Genomic DNA, 23,553 nt, shown 5'->3' with positions numbered 1-23,553 from the left:
GTGCTTCAGAAATAACCTTGCTTCTTGCGCTGTTCCATCGCGGCTTCGGAGGCCTGGTCGTCCATCCGGGTCGCGCCGCGCTCGGTGATCTCGGTCACTGCCGTCTCGGCGATGATCTTCTCGACGTCGTCCGCATCGCTCTCGACCGGGCACGTGCAGCTGATGTCGCCGACCGTGCGGAAGCGCACCTGCGCGAACTCGCTCGACTCGCCTTCACGCATCGGCGTGAGCGGCGTTACGGGCACGAGCAGCCCGTTGCGGCGCACGATCTCGCGCTGATGCGCGTAGTAGATCGACGGCAGTTCGAGGTTCTCGCGCGCGATGTACTGCCACACGTCGAGCTCGGTCCAGTTCGAGATCGGGAACACGCGCAGGTGCTCGCCCTTGTGCAGGCGGGCGTTGTACAGGCTCCACAGTTCCGGGCGCTGCGCCTTCGGATCCCACTGGCCGAATTCGTCGCGGAACGAGAAGATGCGTTCCTTCGCACGCGCCTTCTCTTCGTCGCGGCGCGCGCCGCCGATCAGCGCGGTGTAGCCGTGCGCCTCGATCGTCTCGAGCAGCGTGACGGCCTGCGCGGCGTTGCGCGAATCGGTCTCGCGGCGCAGCACGACCGTACCGCGCTTGATCGAATCCTCGACGTGCCCGACGACGAGCTCGGCGCCCAGTTCCTGCGCGCGGCGGTCGCGGAAGTCGATCACTTCCTCGTAGTTGTGGCCCGTGTCGATGTGCACGAGCGGGAACGGCAGCGTCGTCTTGCGGTTCGCGCCGAGGCCGAACGCTTTCAGGGCCAGATGCAGCACGACGACCGAATCCTTGCCGCCCGAGAACAGCAGCGCCGGCTTGCTGCACTCGGCAACCAGCTCGCGCAGGATGTGGATCGACTCGGCTTCGAGCCAGTCGAGGTGGCCCATGCGGCTGTCCGCGCCGGAGGCCGGGGCAAAGGCGGATTGCTCGAGCGTCGTGCTCATGATTTCAGTCCTTCTCTTCTGGGTTCGTGCCGCCCGCTGTCGCGGGCGGCGCAATAGTCAGTTTCTTGTAGGCGTTCAGTGCGCGGCGCCAGCATCGGCCGCCGCGGGAATCGGCGTGATCGAGATGTGCAGGCCGCATTCCTTCGTATCGCGCGATTCCCACCACCAGCGGCCCGCCCGGCTGTCCTCGCCGGGACGGATCGCCCGCGTGCACGGCTCGCAGCCGATGCTCGGGTAGCCGCGAGCATGCAGCGGGTTGACCGGCACGTCAAACGCGTCGAGGTACGCCCATACGTCGGCTTCCGTCCAGTCGGCCAGCGGGTTGTACTTCGCGATCCCGCGCGCTTCGTCCTGTTCTTCCTCGTGCAGCTCGGCCCGCGTGACCGACTGCTCGCGGCGCTGGCCGGTGACCCACGCGCCGACGTCGGCCAGCGCGCGGTTCAGCGGCTCGACCTTGCGGATGTGGCAGCACGACTTGCGCAGCTCGACGCTCTCGTAGAACGCGTTCAGGCCGTGCTCCGCGACATACTGGTCGACCGCGTCCTGGCGCGGGTGGAACTGCTCGATCTCGTAGCCGTAGCGCTCGCGCACGCGGTCGATCATGCCGAGCGTTTCCGCGTGCAGGCGGCCCGTATTCAGCGAGAAGATGCCGATCGACACGCCCTTCGACAGGATCGCGTGCGTGAGCAGCATGTCTTCCGCCGCAAGGCTGCTCGCGAACTTCACCTTGTCGTGACGGGCGCCGATCCGCGCGAGCAGCGCGTCGAGGCGCTCGACCTTCGCGGCGAGTTCCGGCGTCAGCGCGGTGGCGGTGCTCATGCGCTCACCTTCGCGTCGGGCGTCGCTACGTCGGCCGCGCGGCGGCGGAACAGCGGCGCCGGCTCGTCGAACGCGCCCTGGTAACGCTGCGTGAATTCCGCGAACGCGTTCAGCGCGTCGTGGATGTCCTTGTCGGCGCGCACCGCGAATGCGTCGAAACCGCAACGCGACAGGTACAGCAGCTGGTCGCGCAGCACGTCGCCAATCGCGCGCAGCTCGCCCGTCCAGCCGTGACGCTCGCGCAACAGGCGCGCGATGCTGTAACCGCGGCCGTCCGCGAAGCGCGGGAAATCGACGGCGATCAGCGAAATCGCGCCGAAATCCGCCGCGAGATCGGCCGGCTCGCTGTCCGGCGCGAGCCACACGCCGAGTTCGTCCTTCGTCTTCGCGGCGACGAGCGCCGCGCGCTCGGCCTGCCACAACGCGAACGGCACCAGCACCTTGCCGGCCGGCAATGCGTCGACCGCGGGCAGCGCACCGTCTTCCGCCGCGCGCACGACCTGCCATGCGTCGTCGATCACTGCGCGGTTCTTGATAATCGAAGCCATCTGCAAATTCCTTGTAGCCGGTGGGTTACGCGTTCACTGCCTGGCGCGCCGCATACACGCGCTCCTTGAACGGCGCGAGGCCGATGCGGTCGTACGTGTCGACGAAGCGCTCGCCGTCGATGCGCGCCTCGACGAACGTGTCGATCAGCTTCGCGATGACGCCCGGCACTTCTTCCGCCGAGAACGACGGCCCGATCACGCGGCCGAGGCGCGCGCCGTTCCGGCCCGTGCCCTGCTCGCCGCCGAGCGACACCTGGTACCACTCGGCGCCGTCCTTGTCGACGCCGAGGATGCCGATGTTGCCGACGTGGTGGTGGCCGCACGAGTTCATGCAACCGGAAATGTTCAGCGACAGGTCGCCGAGGTCGTGCACATAGTCGAGATCGTCGAAACGCTGCTGGATCGCCAGCGCGATCGGGATCGACTTCGCGTTCGCGAGCGAGCAGAAATCGCCGCCCGGGCACGCGATGACGTCGGTCAGGAGGCCGATGTTCGGCGTCGCGAAACCGGCCGCCTTCGCCTTTTCCCACAACGCGAACAGGTCGCGCTTCTTCACGTTCGCGAGAATCAGGTTCTGCTCGTGCGACACGCGCAGCTCGCCGAACGAGTAAGCGTCGGCCCAGTCGGCCACCAGTTCCATCTGCGCGTCGGTCGCGTCTCCCGGCGCCACGCGGTGATCCTTCAGCGACAGCGTGACGGCCGCATAACCGGCCACCTTGTGCGGCGCGACGTTACGCTCGACCCAGCGCGCGAACGCCTTGTTCTCGAGCAGGTGCTGCTCGAACGATGCGTCGGTGTCGGCCAGCTTCTCGTAGACGGGCGGCGCGAAATACTGCGACACGCGGTCGAGCTCGGCCTGCGTGAGCGTCGACGGGCCGTCCTTCAGGTGCTGCCACTCTTCCTCGACCTGTTGCGCGAACTTCGCGGGCGACAGCGCCTTCACGAGGATCTTGATGCGCGCCTTGTACAGGTTGTCGCGCCGGCCGTAACGGTTGTATACGCGCAGCACGGCTTCGCAGTAGGTCAGCAGGTGCTGCCACGGCAGATCTTCCTTGATCACCGCGCCGATGATCGGCGTACGGCCGAGGCCGCCGCCCGCGAGGATGCTCGCGACCACCTCGCCCTGCGCGTTCTTCTTCAGGTACACGCCGAGGTCGTGGATCTGCACGGCCGCGCGGTCGTCCTTCGAGCCCGACACCGCGATCTTGAACTTGCGCGGCAGCCACGCGAATTCGGGATGGAACGTCGACCACTGGCGCAGGATCTCGGCCCACGGGCGCGGATCGATCTCCTCGTCCTGCGCGACGCCGGCGAACTGGTCGGCCGTGATGTTGCGGATGCAGTTGCCCGACGTCTGGATGCCGTGCATCTGCACCGACGCGAGCTTCGCGAGGATCTCGGGCGTGTCTTCCAGCTCGATCCAGTTGAACTGGATGTTCGAGCGGGTCGAGAAGTGACCGTAGCCGCGGTCGTGTTCGCGGGCGATGCGCGCCAGCATCCGGAGCTGGTCGCTGCGCAGGTTGCCGTACGGAATCGCGATGCGGTGCATGTACGCGTGACGCTGCATGTACAGGCCGTTCTGCAGGCGCAGCGGACGGAATTCTTCCTCGCTCAACTCGCCCGACAGCCGGCGGCGCACCTGATCGCGGTACTGCGCGACACGCTCGTCGACGATCGTCTGGTCGTATTGGTCGTACTGATACATTCGGGGACCCCAGGGTTTTCGTGGTGACCGCGCGACGTCCTAGCCACGTCGCGCCCGAATCTCCGTTCCGCCGTCATCGCCCCCATCCGCTACCGGGTGGATTGCTAATGACGAAAACAGATATCCATATTTGAAAAACTCGGGTGAATCGTAATAAACTCGCCTTATATTTCAAACGACTAAAAAATTCTGTTGATATGCGGAAGGGTTATAAATGAACCTGCACCAATTTCGCTTCGTGCGCGAGGCCGTCCGGCAGAATTTCAACCTCACCGAGGCCGCGAAGGCGCTCTACACGTCCCAACCGGGGGTATCCAAGGCGATCATCGAGCTCGAGGACGAGCTCGGCGTGGAGATCTTCACGCGGCATGGCAAGCGCGTGCGCTCGCTCACCGAGCCGGGCAGGATCATCCTCGCGTCGGTCGAGCGGATCCTCCAGGAGGTTGAAAGCCTTAAAAGGGTCGGGAAGGATTATGCCGCACAGGACCAGGGCAACCTGACCATCGCCGCGACCCACACGCAGGCCCGCTACTCGCTGCCGGCCGCGATCGCCGAATTCAAGAAACGCTTCCCGAAGGTGCACCTGTCGATCCTGCAAGGCAGCCCGACGCAGGTGGCCGAGATGGTGATCCACGACCAGGCCGATCTCGCGATCGCGACCGAGGCGATCTCCGACTACAAGGAGCTCGTGTCGCTGCCCTGCTTCCAGTGGCACCATGCGGCCGTCGTGCCGGCCGACCATCCGCTGCTCGAACGCAAGCCGCCGACGCTCGACGATCTCGCGCAGTACCCGCTGATCACCTATGACGACGCGTTCGCGGGCCGCAAGAAGATCAATCACGCGTTCGCGTTGCGCGGGCTGTCGCCGGACATCGTGCTGGAGGCGATCGACGCCGACGTGATCAAGACCTACGTCGAACTCGGCCTCGGCGTCGGCATCATGGCCGACATCGCGTTCAACCCGGAGCGCGACCGCAACCTGCGGCTGATTCCGGTCGGCCACCTGTTCGGCAGCAACGTGACGCGTGTCGCGCTCAAGCAGGGCGCCTACCTGCGCAGCTATGTGTATACGCTCGTCGAACTGCTGTCGCCGACCCTGAACCGCAAGCTGATCGAGCAGGCACTCAAGGGCGAATCCGAATCGTACGAGCTTTGACCGGTGTGTATAAACAGCGGGGCGCATATCGCGCCCCTTTTTGCTGCCCGACGGAGATTCCCGCATGACGCTTCCCGCCCTGTTGCGCCGCGCCGCCGGCGCCGCCCTCGTCCTGGCATGCGCGGCCGCGCATGCCGACCTGAAGGTCGGCGTCGACCTGTCGTCGACCGGCCCGGCCGCCGCGATCGGCATCACCAGCAAGAACGCGATCCTGATGTGGCCGAAGACGATCGCCGGCCAGCCGGTGCAGGTGACGGTGCTCGACGACGCATCCGATCCGGGCGCCGCGGTGCGCAACATCCGCAAGCTGGTCGACGAGGATCACGTCGACGTCGTGGTCGGGCCGAACATCACGCCGGCCGCGCTCGCGGCGCTCGACGCGGTCGCGACCGCGCAGACGCCGATGATCACGCTGGTCGGCTCCGGCGCGATCGTCGAGCCGCAGGAAGGCGCGCGCACCTGGGCGTTCAAGATGGCCCAAGGCGACCGGGCGATGGCCGACGTGATGACGCGCTACATGGCGAACCACGGCGTGAAGACGGTCGGCTTCATCGGCTTCGCGGACAGCTATGGCGACAGCTGGCTGAACGAGTTCACGCGCTTCGCCGATCTCCGCAAGATCCGCGTCGTCGCGACCGAGCGCTTCAACCGCACCGACGCGAGCGTCACCGGCCAGGCGCTGAAGCTGATCGCGGCGAAACCCGACGCGATCCTGATCGCGGGCTCGGGCACGCCGGCCGTGCTGCCGCAGCGCACGCTGATCGAGCGCGGCTACAAGGGCCCGATTTACCAGACGCACGGGATCGCGACGCCGGAATTCATCAAGCTCGGCGGCAAGGACGTCGACGGCACGCTGTTCCCGACCCAGCCGGTGGTCGTCGCGCGCACGCTGCCGGCCGACCATCCGGCCCGCAAGGCCGCGCTCGCGTTCGTCGACGCGTACGAGGCGAAGTACGGCGCCGGCACGGTCACGCAGTTCGCGGGCGACGCGGCGGGCGTCTACCCGCGCCTCGCCGACGCGGTCGGCCGCGCGCTGAAGGCGGCGCAACCCGGCACGCCCGCGTTCCGCGCCGCGCTGCGGCACGAGCTCGAACGCGCGCACGAACTCGTCGTGCCGAACGGCGTCGTCAACACGAGCGACAAGGATCACGTGGGGCTCGATCAGCGCGCGAGCGTGATGGGGATCGTGAAGCAAGGCCGGTTCGTCTACCTGAGCCAGTGACTGGCGCCCGGATGCCGGGGTGGCTTGCCCGGCATCCGGATTTCCGCCATAATCCGCGTTTCGCCGCGCACTCGCCTGCGCGGCCACGAACAAGCCCAGGTGGTGAAATTGGTAGACGCAGGGGACTCAAAATCCCCCGCCGCAAGGCGTGCCGGTTCGATTCCGGCCCTGGGCACCAGTCTTTCGCAGCGTCATGCGCTGCGCACTCGAAACCCGCGCAAGCTCGCCGCTTCGCGGGTTTTTTGTTTTTGTCCGCATGCGATGCGCGCCGCAACGCGCCCCCGCCCCCGGCAGTCCAAGCATCAGGGAACGCGGCACGGAGGCAAGCCATGTCCAAGCGTGTGATTTCACGCCCGACCCGCGTCGGCGTGCTCGTCGCCCTGCTGTCGATCATGCTGGGCGGATGCAACCTGCTTCGCGAACCGCCGGTGCCCGACTGGCCGGGGCCGCATGCGCCCTACCCGTTCCCGGACGACATTCCGCATCGCACCGAATGAACCGATGGCGTCCTGCCGCCCGACGTGCTCAGGCCATCAATTCGCGGACGAAATCGAGAAACACCCGCACTTTCGCGGCGACCAGGTTCGACGCATGGTGATACGCATAAAGCGGGAACGTCTCGTCCGCCCATTCCGGCAGCAACTGGACCAATCGCCCTTCGGCAAGGACGTCGCGCGCATAGAGTTCGAGCAGTTGCGCGATGCCGACGCCGCCCAGGCACGCGCCGAGCAGCCCGCCGGTATCGTTCACCGTCAGCCGGCCGGCGGCGTCGACCGGCACGACTTCCTTGCCTCGATGAAATTCCCATTCGTACGGTCGCCCCGTCACCGGATCGCGGATCAGCACGCACTGGTGACCGTCCGCGAGATCGCGAGGGTGCCGCGGTTCGCCATGCCGCGCGACGTATGCGGCCGACGCGCAGGTCAACACGCGCGTCTCGAGCAGCAGTCGCGCACGATATGACGACGGCTCCGGGATGCCGAAGCGCACTGCCACATCGAAGCCGTCGGCGACGAGGTCGCCCATTCGGTCCCGCGCGCTGATCTCGACCTCGAGGTCGGGAAAGCGGTCGAGGAATGCCGCCATCCGCGGCGCGAGCACGTAGTGGCCGAACGTGCCGTCCACGTTCACGCGCAGCCGCCCCTTCACGCGCGCCTTCGACTGGCCGGCGTCGAGCGCCGCCTCCTCGATGCCGGCCAGCAGCGGCGCGACCGCCTCGTAAAAGCGTCGCCCTTCGTCGGTCAACGTGATCGCGCGTGCCGTCCGGTTGAAGATCCGGATGCCGACCCGTTCTTCCAGCCGGGCGACCGCACGACTCACCGCCGGTTGCGTCAGCCCCATCGCCTCGCCCGCCCGCGCGAAGGTGCCGGCCTCGATCACCGCGGAGAGCACGCCGATACCGCTGAGCAGCCTGCTGTCGAATCTCATCAGACATACTTTTAGTCATTTATTGACTGATCATTATTCATTATTTTTATTGATCGAGGAAGCCTACAGTCAATCCTGTCGCCGGATCGAACGGCATTCCACCCTCATCAGGAGCAGGACATGAGCACATCGGAACAGGTCGCCCTCGTCACGGGTTCGTCGCGTGGCATCGGTGCTGAAATCGCCCGCGCACTCGCGCGAGACGGCTTCCGGGTCGTCGTCAACTATGCCGGCAGCGCCGGGCCGGCCCGCGAAGTGGTCGACGCGATCGTCGCCGACGGTGGCCAGGCCATCGCGGTGCAGGCGAACGTCGCCGACCCGGCGGCCGTGGCCGCACTGTTCGACGCCGCCCGCGAGGTATTCGGCGGCCTCGACGTGGTGGTCAATTCCGCGGGCGTGATGAAGCTGGCGGCGATCGCCGACTGCGACGACGCGCTCTTCGACGAAACGATGGCCATCAACGTGAAAGGCACGTTCAACGTATGCCGCGAAGCGGCAAGACGCGTGCGCGACGGTGGCTCCATCATCAACCTGTCGACCAGCGTGATCGGCATGCGCATGCCGACTTACGGCGTGTACGTCGCCAGCAAGGCGGCGGTCGAAAGCCTCACGCAGGTGCTCGCGCAGGAAATGCGCGGGCGCGGCATCCGTGTGAATGCCGTCGCGCCGGGGCCGGTGGCGACCGAACTGTTCCTGCAGGGCAAGAGCCCCGAACTGGTCGATCGGCTCGCGAAGCTGAACCCGCTCGAGCGGCTCGGCCAGCCTGACGACATCGCGCGCGTCGTCGCGTTCCTCGCCGGCCCGGAGGGCGCGTGGATCAACGGCCAGATCCTGCGCGCCAACGGCGGCATGTGCTGACGAACCGCTCGGAGCCGCCTCATCTTTCCGCCAGGAGATCGACCATGAAGCAAGTTGTCCTCGTCACCGGTGCGTCCAGCGGCTTCGGCCTGCTCAGCGCGTCAATCGCGCTCGCAGAACCGCAGGATCGCGTCCGCGACGGCCGCCGGCGCCTCGCGCTGCGGAAAGTGTCCGACCGAGTCCAGGATCTGCCGCTCGTAGCGGCCGGCGAAGAACCGTTCGCGCCCGGCTGAGCTGTCCGGATGGTTGCAGGTGTCCGCGCCGCCGTGCAACACGAGGGCCGGCAGCGACAGCACGGGCGCCGGGTTCAGCCTCGCATCGTCGTCGGCATAAGCCGGCGTGCCCGGCGCGAAGCCCCAGCAATGCCGGTACGAATGCAGCACGACGTCGATCCAGTCGGGACCGTCGAACGCGGCCGCCGCCGCCTCGAAATCGCCGTCGCGATACCAGCCGGCCGGCGACCACGTGTCCCACATCAGGCGGGCAAACGCGCGGCGATCGTCGCGCAGCGCCTGCTCGCCGCGCGGCGTCGCCATGAACCAGTGATACCAGTAGTTGCGCGCCTGCTGCAGCGACAGCGGCTGGCGTGGATCGTTGGTGCCGTACCCGACCGACAGCATCACCAGATGCGACGCGGCGCCGTCGCGCAGCCCGCACGCGTTCGCGACCGCGCGTGCGCCCCAGTCGTGCCCGACCAGCACGGGCCGCGCGACGCCGAGGGCATCGACGAATTCGAGCAGGTCGCGCCCGAGCGCCGCGAGCTGGCCGCTGCGCGGCACGGATGCGTCGCGAAAGCGCGTCGGCGCGAAGCCGCGCAGCGCGGGTGCCAGCACGCGGTAGCCGCGCGCGGCAAGCGTCTCGGCCACCGCGGCCCAGCCGACGGGGCTGTCCGGCCAGCCGTGCAGCAGCACGGCCACGCGCTCGCCGCGCGGATTCCATTCGAGATAGGCAATATCGAGCGACGCGGTCGTCGCATGCATATAGGTCGTCATCGTGTACTCCGTTGGGCCAGCCTGAGCGCACGATGGTAGGCCGGCATTTCATCACGATTCACGGAGTATCATGATTCATTCCTTGAATTTCACGTTGAATCGATCGATGGAACCGCTGACCGATCCCGCATCGACCGCGCTCGACATCACGCTGCTGCGCACCTTCCTCGAAGTCGTCGACAGCCGCGGGTTCGCACCGGCCGCCGACCGCCTCGCGCTCACTCCGTCGGCCGTCAGCGGCCACATCAAGCGGCTCGAACAGGCGGCCGGCACCGTGCTGCTGGCGCGCACGACGCGGCGCGTCGCGCTCACGCCGGCCGGCGACACGCTGTACGCCTACGCGCGCAACATCGTCGACATGGAGCGCGAAGTGCGCGCCCGGCTGCGCGGCGCGCCGGCGCACGGGCCGCTGCGCATCGGCGCGTCGGAGGACTTTGCCGGGGCGTGGCTGCCGCAGGTGCTGCGCGCGTTCCGCGACCGCTACCCGCGCACGTCGATCGAGCTGAAGGTCGGGATCACCGCGTCGCTGCTGCGCGAACAGACGCTCGGCCGGCTCGACGTCGTATTCGGCAAGCAGTGCCGGCAGGTCGATACACCGGGCGAACTGCTGTGGGAAGAACCGCTCGTGTGGGCCTACGCGTCGGATCGCGCGCTCGACGCGGACGGCGAAGTGCCGCTCGCGCTGTTTCCGCAGCCGTGCGTCTATCGCGAAGCGGCCGTCGCGGCGCTCGCCGCCGCGCTGCGGCCGTTCCGCGTACGGTTCGAGAGCAGCAGCATGGCCGGCTGCGTGTCGGCCGCGCTCGCCGGCTTCGCGGTCACCGCGCTTGCACGCAGCCAGCTGCGCGACGGCCTGCGCGAATGCGGGCCGCGGGACGGGCTGCCCGCGCTGCCGGCCGCGCGCTTCTATGCGTTTGCCGCGAAGCCCGACGGCCCAGGCGCGGCATTGATCGACGCGGTGCGGGATGCCGGGCGCGACAGGCGATTCGCGGCACCGGACGGCTGAAACATGCGCGACGGCGGCCGCGCCACCCGGCTGCCGTCAGTCGCCTTCCGTGCCCGGCCCCACCGCCGTCCCCGTCAGCGCATCCGTCATCAACTCGCCGAACCACTCGACGAACGCATTGAGCCGGCGCGACCGATGCCGGCGATGCGGATACACGGCCGACACGTCCATCGGCGCGGCGCGGTGGCCGGGCATCACGTCGACGAGCGCGCCGCTTTCCAGCAGATGCTCGACGTCGAACCGCGGAATCTGGATCAGCCCCATGCCGGCAATGCAGCCGGCGATGTAGGTTTCCGCATTGTTGACGATCACGCGGCTCGGCAGCGTCAGCATGTGCGTCTGCCCGTCGACGCAGTACTCCCATCCGAGCTCGCGCCCCGTCGTCGGCGACGCATAACCGATCGCCCAGTGCCCGTGCGCGAGCGCATTCGGATGCTCGGGCACGCCGCATTCGCGCAGGTAGTCGGGACTCGCGCAGTTGATCAGCGTGAACTGCCCGAGCGGCCGCACGACGAGGCTGCTGTCCGCGAGCCGCCCGACGCGGATCGCGCAGTCGACGCCCTCCTGCACGAGGTCGATCGAGCGGTCGGTCGAGCCGAGCGACAGTTGCAGCTTCGGGTAGCGGCGGAACAGCGACGGCAGCGCGGGCGCCACGACGCGGCGCGCGATCCGGCTCGGCACGTCGACGTTCAGCCGTCCGACGACGTCGCGATCGCGGCGGCGGAACAGGCGGTCGAGTTCGTCGGCCTCCGCGAGCAGGCGCCGGCCGCGCTCGAGCAGCAGCGCGCCGTCGGCGGTGAGCTGCACCTGGCGCGTCGTGCGATGCAGGAGGCGCGTGCCGAGCCCCGTCTCGAGCTGCTGGACGGCCGCCGACACGGTTGCGCGCGGCACGTCGAGCGCGTGCGCGGCCTTGATGAAGCTGCCCATTTCGGCAACCTGCAGGAAGATTCTGACCTGATCCAGCTTGTCCATCGGCGGGGGAACGTAGGTTCGGACGGCGGTCGCCGCCAGCCGCCGCCCATCGCGGCACGGTCCGGCGGCACAACGAAAACGGGCGCGCGGCCTCGCGGCTGCACGCCCGTTCATTGTCCACGCAAACGCGCCATTGCGGTGCGCCGCGCGGCGCGTGAACGGCCCGGTTACTTCGTGGTGTACCCGCCGTTGATCAGGATCGTCTGGCCCGTGATCCACCAGCCGTCGGTGACGAGATGGCGGATGAACGGCACGACGTCCTCGATGTCGGTCAGGCCGGTCTTGCTGAACGGCGACAGCGCGGCCGCCGTCTTGTGATACGCGACCGCGTCGGCGCCCTCGGCCGGATAGAAGAACGGCGTATCCATCGGGCCCGGCCCGACGGCCGTCACCGAGATCCCGCGGGCGCCGTATTCCTTCGACGCCGCGCGCGTGAAGTGCTCGACCGGCGCCTTCGACCCTTCGTACGCCGCATAGAACGGCGTGAACGCGCCGAGCAGCGACGTCACGAGCGTGACGAGCTTGCCGTGATCCTCGAGATGCCGCCCGGCTTCCTTGATGAAGAAGAACGCGGACTTGCTGTTGACCGCGAACATCTCGTCGTACTCGGCCTCGCTGATCTCGGTGAACGGCTTCTTCAGCACCTTGCCGACCGTGTTGATCGCGATGTCGATCTTGCCGAAGCGCTGCTTCGCGTCGTCGAACAGCTTCTCGACCGCGGCGGCCGTCGTCAGGTCGCCCTGGAACGTCGCGGCTTCCGCGCCGGCCGCGCGCACGGCGGCGGCCGTTTCCTCGGCCTGGGCCTGCGACGCCGCGCTGTTGTAGTGAATCGCCACCGCCTTCGCGCCGTGGCCGGCCAGATCCCGGGCGATCAGGCCGCCGAGATTCTTCGCGCCGCCTGCGATCAGGACGACCTTGTCTGCGAGCGTATGAGTTGCCACGGTTGACTCCTTTTTCGTTGAGCGAAGCTAGGAGTGTAGGCACGCGCCACGCGCGGGTCAGCCGGTCGCGGCTGGATGGATTATCCAGAAAACCGATCCAATCCGGACGCAAATCCGTGGTCTGCCGTACCGACGGCGGCACCGGATCATGCTTGCGAAGGCCGGCGCTTCAGCGCGCGTAAAGCGCCGCGTCGATCTTGCCGAGCAGCCACTGCATGCCGGCCAGATGCTGCTGGTCGTGGCTGCACAGGTAGTGGACGAGCCCGCGCACGGTCAACGGACCGTAGCCTTCGAACTCGCCGGTGCGCTCGAACTGCTCGGGCGTGAGGCGCGACAGCAGCTCCAGCGTTTCGCGTCGCGCGTCGCGGATCGCCGCGAGCACGTCCGACGCGTACGCATCGGTGTAGCGGCGCTCGATCGCGAGCGCGTCGCCGTCGAGCGACACGAGCAGCGGCCGGTCTTCGTCGAGCATCCGCCGCAACCGCACCTGATAGCCGTCGATCTCGATGTCGCGCACGTGGCAGAGCTGCCCGAGCGGCGAGAAATGCTCGCTCGGAATCCCGGCCCAGTCGTCGGGTGTCCAGCGCGCATAGCCGTCGGGCACGGCCGCGAAATGCGCTTCGAGTTGACGGGGGAAATCGGCGAGTGCATCGAGCGTCGTCGGATTCATGCGGAAAACTCCCTGTCGGATAAGGGCGACGACAACCCTGGCACGGGCCTGCCGCCGCCGTTGCGTCACTTCACGCTGAAGCCGTACGCGCCCTGCGTGCGGTGCCCGTCGGTCGCGACGGCCACCCATTTCACCGTATAGGCACCGGCGCCGACTGCCGCGAGCGGCACCGTCATCCGCTTGCGGTTCGACGCGTCGATGCGCGCACGGCCGTCCGACACCGTCTTGCCGCCGCCGTCGACGACGACGATCGAGCTGAATGCCGGCTCCAGCGGCTCGGTGAAGTCGATCGTGACGGCAGCCGGCGCGGTGGCCACCGCCGCGCCCGCCGCCGGATCGCTCTTCGCGAGATGCGCGTGCGCGAAAGCAGCCGACGAGACGGTGGCGGCAACGATGACGGCGGCCGCCTGGCGACCGAACGGGAATGAATCGAAACGCATGGACTTTCCGTGAAGCATGAACGGGTGCCGCACCCCGCGCGGCGTTCCGGCAGCTTACCAGCGCAGGCGCGCTCATGCCGGTCATCCGCCGCCGCTTGATAGAATGCGCGCGCTATGGATCTCGAAAGCATTCTCTACACCCAGGGCTTCGGCTCGCGCCGCCAGTGCCGCGGCCTGATCGAAGCGGGCCGCGTCGCCGTCGCGGGCATGGCCGCGACCGATCCGGACGCCACCTTCGATACCGACGGCCTCGTATTCGAGGTCGACGATACGGCGTGGCCGTTCCACGAACGCGCGTATCTCGCGCTCAACAAGCCGGCCGGCTACGAATGCTCGCGCGATCCGCAGCACCACGCGAGCGTGTTCAGCCTGCTGCCCGCGCCGCTCGTCGCGCGCGGCGTGCAGTGCGTCGGCCGCCTCGACCAGGACACGACCGGCCTGCTGCTGCTGTCCGACGACGGCCAGTTCGTGCATGCGTACACGTCGCCGAAGCGCAAGGTGCCGAAGACCTACGTCGCGACCGTGCGCCACCCGCTCGACGACGCGCAGTTGAACGCGCTGCGCGGCGGCGTGCAGCTGCACGGCGAGCCGAAGCCGATCGCGGCCGTCGCCGCCGACGCGCGCGACACGCACGCGCTCGCGCTGACCGTCCTCGAAGGCAAATACCACCAGGTCAAGCGCATGGTGGCGGCGGCGAGCAATCGCGTCGAATTGCTGCACCGCGAAAGCATCGGCGGCTTCACGCTGCCGGACGATCTCGCGCCGGGCGCGTGGCGGTGGCTCGACGACGCCGACCTTTCAGCGCTGCGCAATCCCGTCAAAACCCTGTAAGGGAAAATCCGCACGACCGTTCGGTGCCCGGCCGCGTCTGGGCCGCAGGTTCCCCCGCTATACTGAAATCACAAGCTGCACGAGCAGCGATGCAGGGGAGACATCATGAACCTCAACCATTCTTTCGAACTGTCGTCGGTGATGATCGCGTTCGCGGTCATCGGTGTCATCGTGATCGGCGGCCTGCTGGCCATGATGCACATGAAGCACAAATATCATCCGAACCTGATTGGCGCGCTGATCGGGGCGCTGCTGTGCTTCCTGCTGATCGAGGCGTTACCGGCGCTGACCTGAGGCGCTGCCCGGCGCGAGCGTTTGAAGGAAATCGTCTACGGTCGGATAGCGCAACGTCACGCACAATTCGGCCTTGAGCCGTGCGTTGGACAGGCGTCGCGACTCCCGCATGAACGACAGCAGCGTCGGTTCGAGCTGGCGTTCGGCGTCCGCGCGGCTGACGCGCGGCGGCCTCGGCAGGCCGAGCACCCGCGCGACCCGGTCGAAATACTCCCCCATCCGCAGTTCGCTGTCGTCCGACGCGTGCACGGCGCGCGCCGGCCTGCCGCGCTCGGCCGCGCGGCGCAGGATCGCCGCGAGATCATCCGCGTGGATGTGGTTCGTGTAGACGTCGTCGGCCGGCTCGAGCGCCGGCGTGCCGCGCTCGAGCCGCGCGACCGGCAGGCGGTTCGCCGCGTAGATGCCGGGAATGCGCACGATGCGCGCGGACAGCACGCCGCGCACCGTCGCCGCACGCAGTTGTCGCTCGGCCGACACGCGTCGGAACGCGCGCGGATTCGCGGGGCGCAACGGCCGCGTTTCGTCGATGCGCGCGCCGCCGCAGTCGCCGTATACGCCCGTCGTGCTCGCGTAGACGAGCCTCGGCGCGCGAAGGCCGTCGGGTACAATACGCGCTCCCCGAACGGGTGCGCCGGCCTGCCGTGCAGCGGTGCGCAGCGTTCGGAGCCGGCCGACCGCCGGTGCCGGCGGGGTCGCTGGCCGACGCGCGGGCATGGACGTTGCGGCGATCAGCGCACGCGTGCGCCGGTCGTCACGGCCGTCGGCCTGCGGCGGTGCGAGATGCAGGATCGTGCGAGCGAGACCCGCGAGGCGGCCGAGCGTCGCCCGGCGATCGAGGTCGCCGACGATCGGCGTCGCGCCCGCGGCCCGCAGTTCGTCGCGGCGGGCCGGGTGGCTCGTCAGCGCGAAGATCCGCAGGTTGCGGCGCGTATCGCGCCATTGCGCGACGCAGCGCATGCCGACGTCGCCGCAGCCGACGATCAGTGCGCGCGGCCGGCGCAGGATTCGTGTCGCGATCATGTTGGTTGCGAAATCAGTAGCGGCCGTTGCGCGACGCGCAACGGTCTTGCATTGTAGCTGCCGTGCGCGACATGCACGGTCCCCCCATTTTGTTCTAGTTTGGTTCTATGGCATTCAACGTCACTCTCAAGCAAAGCGGCCGGCAATTCCAGGTCGAGTCGGACGAAACCGTGCTGGCTGCCGCGCTGCGCCAGAACGTCCATCTGCCGTACGGCTGCAAGAACGGCGCATGCGGCTCCTGCAAGGGCCAGATCGTGTCGGGCCAGATCGAACAGGGCCCGCACGCCGCATCGGCGCTGTCGAACGACGAACGCACGCGCGGCCTCGCGCTGCTGTGCTGCTCGAAGGCCCAGTGCGATCTCGAAATCGACGTGCGTGAAATCGCCGGCGTCGACGGCGTGCAGGTCAAGAAGCTGCCGTGCCGGATCGCCGCGCTCGAACGCAAGGCCGACGACGTGATGGTCGTGAAGCTGCAGCTGCCCGCCAACGAGCGCCTCCAGTACCTCGCGGGCCAGTACGTCGAGTTCATCCTGAAGGACGGCTCGCGCCGCAGCTACTCGATGGCGAACGCGCCGCACGAGGAAGGCCCGATCGAGCTGCACATCCGCCACATGCCGGGCGGCAAGTTCACCGACCACGTGTTCGGCGCGATGAAGGAGCGCGACATCCTGCGCTTCGAAGGCCCGCTCGGCACGTTCTTCCTGCGCGAGGACTCCGACAAGCCGATCGTGCTGCTCGCGTCGGGCACGGGCTTCGCGCCGATCAAGGCGATCATCGAGCATGTGAAGCACTCGGGCATCACGCGCCCGATGACGCTCTACTGGGGTGCCCGCCGCAAGAAGGACATCTACCTCGACGAACTCGCCGAGCAGTGGGCACGCGAGATCCCGAACTTCAAGTACGTGCCGGTGCTCTCCGAGCCGGACGCCGGCGATCAATGGACCGGCCGCACGGGCTTCGTCCATCGCGCGGTGATCGAGGACCTGCCCGATCTGTCGGGCTACCAGGTGTATGCGTGCGGAGCGCCGGTCATGGTCGAATCCGCGCAGCGCGACTTCACGCAGCACCACGCGCTGCCGGCCGACGAGTTCTACGCGGACTCGTTCACGAGCGCCGCCGACCTCGCGCATCCGGTCTGAGCGGCGGGCCCGCCCGCGTCCCGCGCCGCACGCCGCGATGTCACATTCGCGGCATCGCGGCGGTTTACAGTGAGGCGCGGGATGCCTTATGCTTGCGCACATGAACTGTTTCCTGTCCACCCTTCGACGTCGCCGCTCGCCGCTCCGCCCGGATGCCGCCGGCTCGTCACGGACTCGCGCGTAACCCACACCGCTTCACCGGTTACGCACAAGCTGTTCGAACCCACCAGCCACGGCCTTCCGTGGCTTTTTTATTGCCCGTTTCCCTTTCAACGTCCGCTGGAGTCTGCTGCCATGCCCCTGAACGATTTTCCGATCGACTCGCTGATGTACATCACGAACCGCCCCGACATCGTGTTTACCCACGGCAAGGGTTCGTGGCTCTACGATCACACGGGCAAGCGCTATCTGGACTTCATCCAGGGCTGGGCCGTCAACAGCCTCGGCCACTGCAACGACGGTGTCGTCGAAGCGCTGAAGACGCAGGCCGAAAAACTGCTGAACCCGTCGCCGGCGTTCTACAACGAACCGATGGCGAAGCTCGCGGGCCTGCTCACGCAGCACAGCGTGTTCGACAAGGTGTTCTTCACGAACAGCGGCGCGGAAGCGAACGAAGGCGCGATCAAGCTCGCGCGCAAGTGGGGCCGCAAGTTCCGCAACGGCGCGTACGAGATCATCACGTTCGACCACAGCTTCCACGGCCGCACGCTCGCGACGATGTCGGCCAGCGGCAAGCCCGGCTGGGACACGATCTACGCGCCGCAGGTGCCGGGTTTCCCGAAGGCCGAGCTGAACAACATCAACTCGGTCGAGAAGCTGATCACCGACAAGACCGTCGCCGTGATGCTCGAACCGATCCAGGGCGAAGGCGGCGTGATTCCGGCGACGCGCGAATTCATGCAGGCGCTGCGTGCGCTGACGAAGCAGCACAACCTGCTGCTGATCGTCGACGAAGTGCAAAGCGGCTGCGGCCGTGCGGGCACGCTGTTCGCGTACGAACTCGCCGGCATCGAACCGGACATCATGACGCTCGGCAAGGGCATCGGCAGCGGCGTGCCGCTCGCGGCGCTGCTGTCGAAGGCCGATGTCGCGGTGTTCGAGGCCGGCGACCAGGGCGGCACCTACAACGGCAACCCGCTGATGACGGCGGCCGGCTACTCGGTGATCTCGCAGCTCGTCGCGCCCGGCTTCCTCGAAGGCGTGCGCGCCCGCGGCGAATACCTGAAGCGCAAGCTGCTCGAGCTGTCGGAGGAGCGCGGCTTCGAAGGCGAACGCGGCGAAGGCCTGCTGCGCGCGCTGCTGCTCGGCAAGGACATCGGCCCGCAGATCGTCGAGAAGGCGCGCGACATGCAGCCCGACGGCCTGCTGCTGAACGCCGCGCGGCCGAACCTGCTGCGCTTCATGCCCGCCCTGAACGTGACGACCGACGAAATCGACCAGATGATGGCGATGCTGCGGTCGATCCTCGATACGCTCTAAGGAGACCGCCGCGATGGATGCCGCCGCCGATGCTGTCGCAATCCGCCCGTTCGACCGCGCCGATACCGATGCCGTGCTCGCGGTATGGCGCGACGCGTTCCCGCAATACGACGAAGCCGATGCGCCGCCGCACCGCGATCCGCTGCGATCGATCGCGCTGAAGCTCGCGACGCAGCCGGAGCTGTTCTTCGTCGCGACCAGCGGCGCGCGCGTCGTCGGCACGCTGATGGCGGGTTTCGACGGACATCGCGGCTGGCTCTACTCGTTCGGCGTCGCGAACGACGTGCGCCGGCTCGGCGTCGGCCGCGCGCTGATCGCGCATGCGGAACGCGCGCTCGCCGCGCGCGGCTGCCTGAAGATCAACCTGCAGGTACTGCCCGGCAACGACGACGCGTGCCGCTTCTATGCGGCGCTCGGTTATCGCGTCGAGGAGCGCATCTCGTTCGGCAAGACGCTGCCGGCGGCGTGATGCCGGCGGCAGCGGCCCCTCTCAACGCGTGATCGGCCCCGCGCCCGGCAGCGGATTGCCGAGCGCGTCGGTCGGCACGGCCTGCTGCTCGAACGCCGCGAAATACGCGGCCCACTGCGACGCGCTCACGCGCACGATCAGTGCGCCGTCCTGCCACACGTCGTTGTGGTCGTTATGGTCGTCGCCCGCGCGATGCAGATAGTTCGAGCCCGTCGAGCCCTGGTTCATGTGCGTGTCATGAATGCCGTTGCCTTCCTTATAGGTACGGCCGAACACGACGACGTCGAGGCCCTGTGACTGCGCGGCGTTCACGAGCCGCAGCAGCGACGGAATCGGCTCCGGATTCTCGGTGCCGTCCATCACCGCACTCGCGCGCCACGCACCCGTCTCGTTCAGGATGTCGCTGCGCAGGTAGTCCAGTGCCGGCAGCGCGGCCTGCCCCGTGAGGTCGGTGTAGCCTTCGGCCGCGGCCGCGAGCGTCTCGGTGACGGGATGGTGGAAATCGTAGACGAGCTTGTAGTTCAACAGGTCGTCCGCATCGCTGGTGCCGACGTTGATCGCGACATCCCAGTCGCCCGACGGCAGCGCCAGCGTCATGTGGATGTGATACTGGATCTCGCTGCCGTGCGGCGAGCCCTTCAGCTTCGCCACCGATGTCACCTTCGCCTTCACGAAACCGTAGTCCAGACTCATGCGTGCTCTCCGTGTTCGGATGGACCGTCGATGCTACGCGGCCCGTGTGTCGGTTTGCGGGCGACCGGCTGCGGGCGACCGGCTGCGCTCCATCATGCCCGCGCCGCATGCGCACCGCACCCGTCGAATGGAGTCGCGTCCGCGCACACAGTTCGGCACGAATCGCACAACACGAAAAAAAGGCTGTCACGGCATCCCGTGACAGCCTTTCGACAGCCCTGGCACAACGCACGCGGCATCTGCCGCCGCGCGTCACCGGGCCTGCGCCTTCTCTCGCTTACTCGCCCAGATACGCAGCGCGCACCTTCGGATCGTCGAGCATCTGCTTCGCGTCGCCTTCCATCGTGACCGTGCCCGAATCCATCACGTAGCCGCGGTCGGCCGCCTGCAGCGCGAGGCGCGCGTTCTGCTCGACGAGCAGCACCGTGATGCCCTCCTTCGAGATCTCGCGCACCACTTCGAAGATCTTCTCGACCATGATCGGCGACAGACCCATCGACGGTTCGTCGAGCAGCAGCAGCTTCGGCTTGCTCAGGATCGCGCGCGACATCGCCAGCATCTGCTGCTCGCCGCCCGACAGCGTGCCCGCGAGCTGCGTCGCACGCTCCTTCAGACGCGGGAAGAAGCCGAACATCCGGTCGACGTCCTTCTTGATCTGCTCGGTGTCGTTGCGCAGGTACGCGCCCATCTGCATGTTCTCGATGATCGACATCCGCGCGAAGATCCCGCGGCCTTCCGGCACCATCGCGAGGCCGCGCTTGAGCAGCTCGTGCGGCGGAATGCCCTTGATCGACTTGCCGTCGTACTCGATGTCGCCCGCCGAGTACGGCTTCAGGCCCGTGATCGCCTTCATCGTCGTGGTCTTGCCCGCGCCGTTCGCGCCGATCAGCGTCACGAGCTCGCCCTGACGGACTTCCATGTCAACGCCCTTGACGGCCTGGATGCCGCCGTAGTTGACCTGCAAGCCCTTGATTTTCAACATTGCCGCTGCCATCAGTGCACCCCTGCGCCGAGATATGCCTCAATCACCTTCGGATTCTTCTGCACGTCCTGCGGCAGACCCTCGGCGATCACCTTGCCGTAATCGAGCACCGTCATCCGGTTGCACAGCCCCATCACGAGCTTCACGTCGTGCTCGATCAGCAGGATCGTGCGGCCGTCCGAGCGGATCTTGTCGAGCAGGCGCGTGAGTTCGACCTTCTCGGTCGCGTTCATCCCGGCCGCCGGCTCGTCGAGCGCGAGCAGCTTCGGATCGGTGGCCAGCGCGCGCGCGATCTCGAGACGGCGCTGGTGGCCGTACGACAGGTTGCGCGACGTGTAGTCCGCGTACTGCAGCACGCCGACGTACTCGAGCAGCTCGATCGCGCGTTCCTTGATCTCGCGCTCTTCCTGGCGCTCGGCCGGCGTCTGGAACACCGCGCCGAGCAGCCCGTGCTTGGTGCGCACGTGGCGGCCCACCATCACGTTCTCGAGCGCCGTCATCCCGCCGAACAGGCGGATGTTCTGGAACGTGCGCGCGATGCCGGCCTTGGCCACCTGGTGCACGGCCGTCGGCGTGTAGTTCTGGCCGTCCAGCTTGAAGTCGCCGGAATCTGGCGTGTAGAGGCCCGTGATCACGTTGAAGAACGTCGTCTTGCCGGCGCCGTTCGGGCCGATCAGGCCGTAGATCTCGCCTTCCTTGATCTGCAGGCCGACGTCTGACAGTGCCTGCAGGCCGCCGAAGCGTTTGTTCACGCCCTGCACGGACAGTCGGATTTGCTTGTCGCTCATGTGTATATCCCCTGTGTCCGTCGATTAAGCGCGCACCGGCTTCTTGCTGTTGCGCTTCGCCAGTTTCGCGATCTTGTCCTCATGCTTCGGCGCGGGCCACAGGCCTTCCGAGCGGTACAGCATGATGACGACCATCGCGAGGCCGTACAGCGCCTGACGGATCACTTCCGTATCGACGATGTCGTGGCCGAACAACGCATGCTGCAGCGGGCTCATCGTCGAGCGCAGGAATTCCGGGAAGATCGCGAGCAGCACCGCACCCAGGATCACGCCCGGGATGTGGCCCATGCCGCCGAGCACCACGCAGGCGAGCACCACGATCGATTCCCAGAACGTGAACGATTCCGGCGACACGAAGCCCTGGAACGAGCCGAACATCGCGCCCGACAGGCCGCCGAACGACGCGCCCATCGCGAACGCGAGCAGCTTCACGTTACGGGTGTTGATGCCCATCGCCTTCGCCGCGATCTCGTCTTCGCGGATCGCTGCCCACGCACGGCCGATACGCGAGTGCTGCAGGCGCGTACAGACCCAGATCACCAGCAGCGAGCACAGCACGAACAGGTAGTAGTACATGTAGACCGACGGCAGCTGCAGGCCGAACAGCGAGTGCGTCTGCGACAGGTTGAAGCCGCCGACATGCACCGGATCGATGCCCGTGATCCCCTTCGGGCCGTTGGTGATGTTCACCGGACGGTCGAGGTTGTTCATGAAGATCCGGACGATTTCACCGAAGCCGAGCGTCACGATCGCCAGGTAGTCGCCGCGCAGGCGCAGCGTCGGCGCGCCGAGCAGGATCCCGAAGGTCGCCGCCAGCGCCATCGCGATCGGCACGATGATCAGGAACGGCACGTGCAGGCCGTTCGGCGCGAGCGCCGCGATCCACTCGAACTGCGAGGTCAGGTGCGGCGAGCTCAGCAATGCCGCCGTGTATGCGCCCACCGCGTAGAACGCGATGTAGCCGAGGTCGAGCAGGCCGGCGAAGCCGACCACCACGTTCAGGCCCAGCGCGAGCATCACGTACAGCATCGCGAAGTCGAGCACGCGGACCCAGTAGTTGCCGCCGGCCGAGCCGATCACGATCGGCGCCGCGATCACGAGGACGGCGGTCAGCAGGCCGATGACGATGGTCTTGGCGGTGTTGCGCTCTTCGACGAGCGACGTCGAGGATTCGATCGGTTGAATGGATGTCATGTTGTTTGCTCCCTTCCGTTACGCGCGATCCGCGACCCGTTCGCCCAGCAGGCCCGACGGACGGAACACCAGCACGATGATCAGCACGACGAAGGCGAACACGTCCTGGTAGTTGCTGCCGAATACGCCGCCCGTGAGGTTGCCGATGTAGCCGGCCCCGAGCTGCTCGATCAGGCCGAGCAGCACGCCGCCGACCATCGCGCCGCCGAGGTTGCCGATCCCGCCGAGCACCGCGGCGGTGAACGCCTTCATGCCGGGAATGAAACCCATGTAGAAGTGCACGTTGCCGTATTCGGAGGCGATCATCACGCCGGCCAGCGCGGCGAGCGCGGAGCCGATCATGAACGTCGCGGAGATCACGAAGTTCGGGTTCACGCCCATCAGGCTGGCCGTATTCGGGCTTTCGGCGATCGCGCGCATCGCGCGGCCGAGCTTGGTCTTGTGCACGAGCAGCAGCAGGCCGCCCATCACGATGAACGCGACCGCGATGATCACGATTTCAGTCACGGATATCACGGCGCCCGGCGTCGTGTCGGTGGCCTTGATCACGTTGATCGGATCGGTCGGCAGCAATTGCGGGAACGGCAACGGGTTGCGCGACCAGATGATCATCGCCGCCGTCTGCAGCAGGATCGACACGCCGATCGCGGTGATCAGCGGCGCGAGGCGCGGCGCGCGGCGCAGCGGCCGGTACGCGACGCGCTCGATCGTGAAGCCGACGAACGCGCAGACGACCGCGGCGATGCCCAGGCCGATCGTCAGCGTCGCGACGTTGCCGAGTCCGGGAAAATGGTTCTGCAGCACGGTGATGGCCGACAGCGCGACCATCGCGCCGATCATCAGCACGTCGCCGTGCGCGAAGTTGATGATGCCGAGAATGCCGTACACCATCGTGTAGCCCAACGCGATGATGGCGTAGACACTGCCGAGCACCAGCCCGTT

General features: G+C 67.4%; 26 protein-coding genes and 1 tRNA gene. 11 read left to right on the top strand and 16 right to left on the bottom strand.

Annotated features, from left to right (window positions below; genetic code table 11):
* Positions 1–5: 5 nt before the first annotated feature.
* The 4 genes from cysD to HWX00_RS32725 all read right to left on the bottom strand — a co-directional run bounded on the left by cysD (position 6) and on the right by HWX00_RS32725 (position 4,040).
* Positions 6–968 (bottom strand): sulfate adenylyltransferase subunit CysD, encoded by a 963-nt coding sequence (gene cysD / locus HWX00_RS32740; protein ID WP_034186283.1) that lies wholly within the window; start codon positions 966–968, stop codon positions 6–8.
* A 75-nt stretch (positions 969–1,043) separates the two neighbouring features.
* On the bottom strand, positions 1,044–1,787 hold the full coding sequence (locus HWX00_RS32735; protein ID WP_034186284.1) for a phosphoadenylyl-sulfate reductase: 744 nt from the start codon (positions 1,785–1,787) through the stop codon (positions 1,044–1,046).
* The gene (locus HWX00_RS32730; RefSeq protein WP_175027670.1) at positions 1,784–2,335 is read right to left on the bottom strand and encodes a DUF934 domain-containing protein; all 552 of its coding nucleotides are present in this window, start codon (positions 2,333–2,335) and stop codon (positions 1,784–1,786) included. The genes HWX00_RS32735 and HWX00_RS32730 overlap by 4 nt, the downstream gene beginning before the upstream one ends.
* A gap of 25 nt (positions 2,336–2,360) precedes the next feature.
* Positions 2,361–4,040: a nitrite/sulfite reductase gene (locus HWX00_RS32725; RefSeq protein WP_034186286.1), complete on the bottom strand. Its 1,680-nt coding sequence runs from the start codon at positions 4,038–4,040 to the stop codon at positions 2,361–2,363.
* A 214-nt stretch (positions 4,041–4,254) separates the two neighbouring features.
* On the opposite strand from HWX00_RS32725, the gene HWX00_RS32720 reads away from it, so the two are divergent.
* The 4 genes from HWX00_RS32720 (at position 4,255) to HWX00_RS32705 (ending at position 6,915) form a co-directional block, all read left to right on the top strand.
* On the top strand, positions 4,255–5,196 hold the full coding sequence (locus tag HWX00_RS32720) for a CysB family HTH-type transcriptional regulator (RefSeq protein ID WP_034186287.1): 942 nt from the start codon (positions 4,255–4,257) through the stop codon (positions 5,194–5,196).
* A 64-nt stretch (positions 5,197–5,260) separates the two neighbouring features.
* The gene (locus HWX00_RS32715; protein WP_175027669.1) at positions 5,261–6,418 is read left to right on the top strand and encodes an ABC transporter substrate-binding protein; all 1,158 of its coding nucleotides are present in this window, start codon (positions 5,261–5,263) and stop codon (positions 6,416–6,418) included.
* 93 nt (positions 6,419–6,511) lie between these two features.
* Positions 6,512–6,596 (top strand) — tRNA-Leu (locus HWX00_RS32710).
* A gap of 151 nt (positions 6,597–6,747) precedes the next feature.
* A complete protein-coding gene (locus HWX00_RS32705; RefSeq protein WP_167361874.1) occupies positions 6,748–6,915 on the top strand; it encodes a hypothetical protein in 168 nt (55 codons plus the stop codon).
* Between the two features lie 28 nt (positions 6,916–6,943).
* Here the strand turns inward: HWX00_RS32705 and HWX00_RS32700 are convergent, their stop codons facing one another.
* Positions 6,944–7,846, bottom strand: coding sequence for a LysR family transcriptional regulator (locus tag HWX00_RS32700; protein ID WP_049036359.1), 903 nt, complete (start codon positions 7,844–7,846; stop codon positions 6,944–6,946).
* Between the two features lie 120 nt (positions 7,847–7,966).
* On the opposite strand from HWX00_RS32700, the gene HWX00_RS32695 reads away from it, so the two are divergent.
* Entirely contained in the window at positions 7,967–8,704 is a 738-nt protein-coding gene (locus HWX00_RS32695; protein WP_175027668.1) for an SDR family oxidoreductase, read from the top strand.
* A 101-nt stretch (positions 8,705–8,805) separates the two neighbouring features.
* Here HWX00_RS32695 and HWX00_RS32690 read toward each other — a convergent pair whose 3' ends face one another.
* The gene (locus HWX00_RS32690) at positions 8,806–9,696 is read right to left on the bottom strand and encodes an alpha/beta fold hydrolase (protein ID WP_175027667.1); all 891 of its coding nucleotides are present in this window, start codon (positions 9,694–9,696) and stop codon (positions 8,806–8,808) included.
* A gap of 106 nt (positions 9,697–9,802) precedes the next feature.
* On the opposite strand from HWX00_RS32690, the gene HWX00_RS32685 reads away from it, so the two are divergent.
* Positions 9,803–10,699 carry a LysR family transcriptional regulator gene (locus tag HWX00_RS32685; protein ID WP_034186292.1) on the top strand — a complete coding sequence of 299 codons (897 nt, stop codon included), beginning with the start codon at positions 9,803–9,805 and terminating at the stop codon, positions 10,697–10,699.
* 36 nt (positions 10,700–10,735) lie between these two features.
* Here HWX00_RS32685 and HWX00_RS32680 read toward each other — a convergent pair whose 3' ends face one another.
* The 4 genes from HWX00_RS32680 to copC form a co-directional block, all read right to left on the bottom strand.
* Positions 10,736–11,671, bottom strand: coding sequence for a LysR family transcriptional regulator (locus HWX00_RS32680; RefSeq protein WP_175027666.1), 936 nt, complete (start codon positions 11,669–11,671; stop codon positions 10,736–10,738).
* A gap of 167 nt (positions 11,672–11,838) precedes the next feature.
* On the bottom strand, positions 11,839–12,612 hold the full coding sequence (locus HWX00_RS32675; protein ID WP_034186294.1) for an SDR family oxidoreductase: 774 nt from the start codon (positions 12,610–12,612) through the stop codon (positions 11,839–11,841).
* Between the two features lie 169 nt (positions 12,613–12,781).
* Positions 12,782–13,282: a DinB family protein gene (locus tag HWX00_RS32670; RefSeq protein ID WP_034186295.1), complete on the bottom strand. Its 501-nt coding sequence runs from the start codon at positions 13,280–13,282 to the stop codon at positions 12,782–12,784.
* Positions 13,283–13,347: 65 nt separating this feature from the next.
* A complete protein-coding gene (copC, locus tag HWX00_RS32665; RefSeq protein WP_034186296.1) occupies positions 13,348–13,722 on the bottom strand; it encodes a copper homeostasis periplasmic binding protein CopC in 375 nt (124 codons plus the stop codon).
* A gap of 114 nt (positions 13,723–13,836) precedes the next feature.
* Here copC and HWX00_RS32660 point away from each other — a divergent pair, with 114 nt between their 5' ends.
* Complete coding sequence (locus tag HWX00_RS32660) at positions 13,837–14,553, top strand: pseudouridine synthase (RefSeq protein ID WP_175027665.1); 717 nt, start codon at positions 13,837–13,839, stop codon at positions 14,551–14,553.
* Positions 14,554–14,658: 105 nt separating this feature from the next.
* Complete coding sequence (locus tag HWX00_RS32655) at positions 14,659–14,847, top strand: hypothetical protein (RefSeq protein ID WP_034186298.1); 189 nt, start codon at positions 14,659–14,661, stop codon at positions 14,845–14,847.
* Here HWX00_RS32655 and HWX00_RS32650 read toward each other — a convergent pair.
* Complete coding sequence (locus HWX00_RS32650; protein ID WP_175027664.1) at positions 14,830–15,867, bottom strand: NAD-dependent epimerase/dehydratase family protein; 1,038 nt, start codon at positions 15,865–15,867, stop codon at positions 14,830–14,832. The genes HWX00_RS32655 and HWX00_RS32650 overlap by 18 nt on opposite strands.
* Before the next feature lie 107 nt (positions 15,868–15,974).
* Between HWX00_RS32650 and HWX00_RS32645 the strand changes: the two genes are divergently transcribed.
* The 3 genes from HWX00_RS32645 to HWX00_RS32635 all read left to right on the top strand — a co-directional run bounded on the left by HWX00_RS32645 (position 15,975) and on the right by HWX00_RS32635 (position 18,954).
* On the top strand, positions 15,975–17,006 hold the full coding sequence (locus tag HWX00_RS32645; protein WP_034186300.1) for a CDP-6-deoxy-delta-3,4-glucoseen reductase: 1,032 nt from the start codon (positions 15,975–15,977) through the stop codon (positions 17,004–17,006).
* A 294-nt stretch (positions 17,007–17,300) separates the two neighbouring features.
* A complete protein-coding gene (locus tag HWX00_RS32640) occupies positions 17,301–18,485 on the top strand; it encodes an acetylornithine transaminase (RefSeq protein ID WP_034186301.1) in 1,185 nt (394 codons plus the stop codon).
* Positions 18,486–18,498: 13 nt separating this feature from the next.
* On the top strand, positions 18,499–18,954 hold the full coding sequence (locus HWX00_RS32635) for a GNAT family acetyltransferase (RefSeq protein ID WP_034186302.1): 456 nt from the start codon (positions 18,499–18,501) through the stop codon (positions 18,952–18,954).
* 21 nt (positions 18,955–18,975) lie between these two features.
* On the opposite strand, the gene HWX00_RS32630 is transcribed toward HWX00_RS32635, so the two are convergent.
* The 5 genes from HWX00_RS32630 to HWX00_RS32610 all read right to left on the bottom strand — a co-directional run.
* The gene (locus tag HWX00_RS32630) at positions 18,976–19,647 is read right to left on the bottom strand and encodes a DUF2278 family protein (protein WP_175027663.1); all 672 of its coding nucleotides are present in this window, start codon (positions 19,645–19,647) and stop codon (positions 18,976–18,978) included.
* A gap of 277 nt (positions 19,648–19,924) precedes the next feature.
* Entirely contained in the window at positions 19,925–20,641 is a 717-nt protein-coding gene (locus tag HWX00_RS32625; RefSeq protein ID WP_175011082.1) for an ABC transporter ATP-binding protein, read from the bottom strand.
* Positions 20,641–21,417, bottom strand: coding sequence for an ABC transporter ATP-binding protein (locus tag HWX00_RS32620; RefSeq protein WP_034178806.1), 777 nt, complete (start codon positions 21,415–21,417; stop codon positions 20,641–20,643). The genes HWX00_RS32625 and HWX00_RS32620 overlap by 1 nt, the downstream gene beginning before the upstream one ends.
* Positions 21,418–21,441: 24 nt before the next feature.
* Positions 21,442–22,611: an ABC transporter permease subunit gene (locus tag HWX00_RS32615; RefSeq protein WP_034186305.1), complete on the bottom strand. Its 1,170-nt coding sequence runs from the start codon at positions 22,609–22,611 to the stop codon at positions 21,442–21,444.
* A gap of 18 nt (positions 22,612–22,629) precedes the next feature.
* On the bottom strand, positions 22,630–23,553 hold a 924-nt coding region (locus HWX00_RS32610), incomplete at its 5' end, for a branched-chain amino acid ABC transporter permease (RefSeq protein ID WP_175029421.1).

This window comes from Burkholderia seminalis DSM 23518, from assembly GCF_902832885.1.
Taxonomy (GTDB): domain Bacteria; phylum Pseudomonadota; class Gammaproteobacteria; order Burkholderiales; family Burkholderiaceae; genus Burkholderia; species Burkholderia seminalis.
Note: the sequence above shows the minus strand (reverse complement) of the source record. Positions and strands in the feature narration are given on the sequence as shown.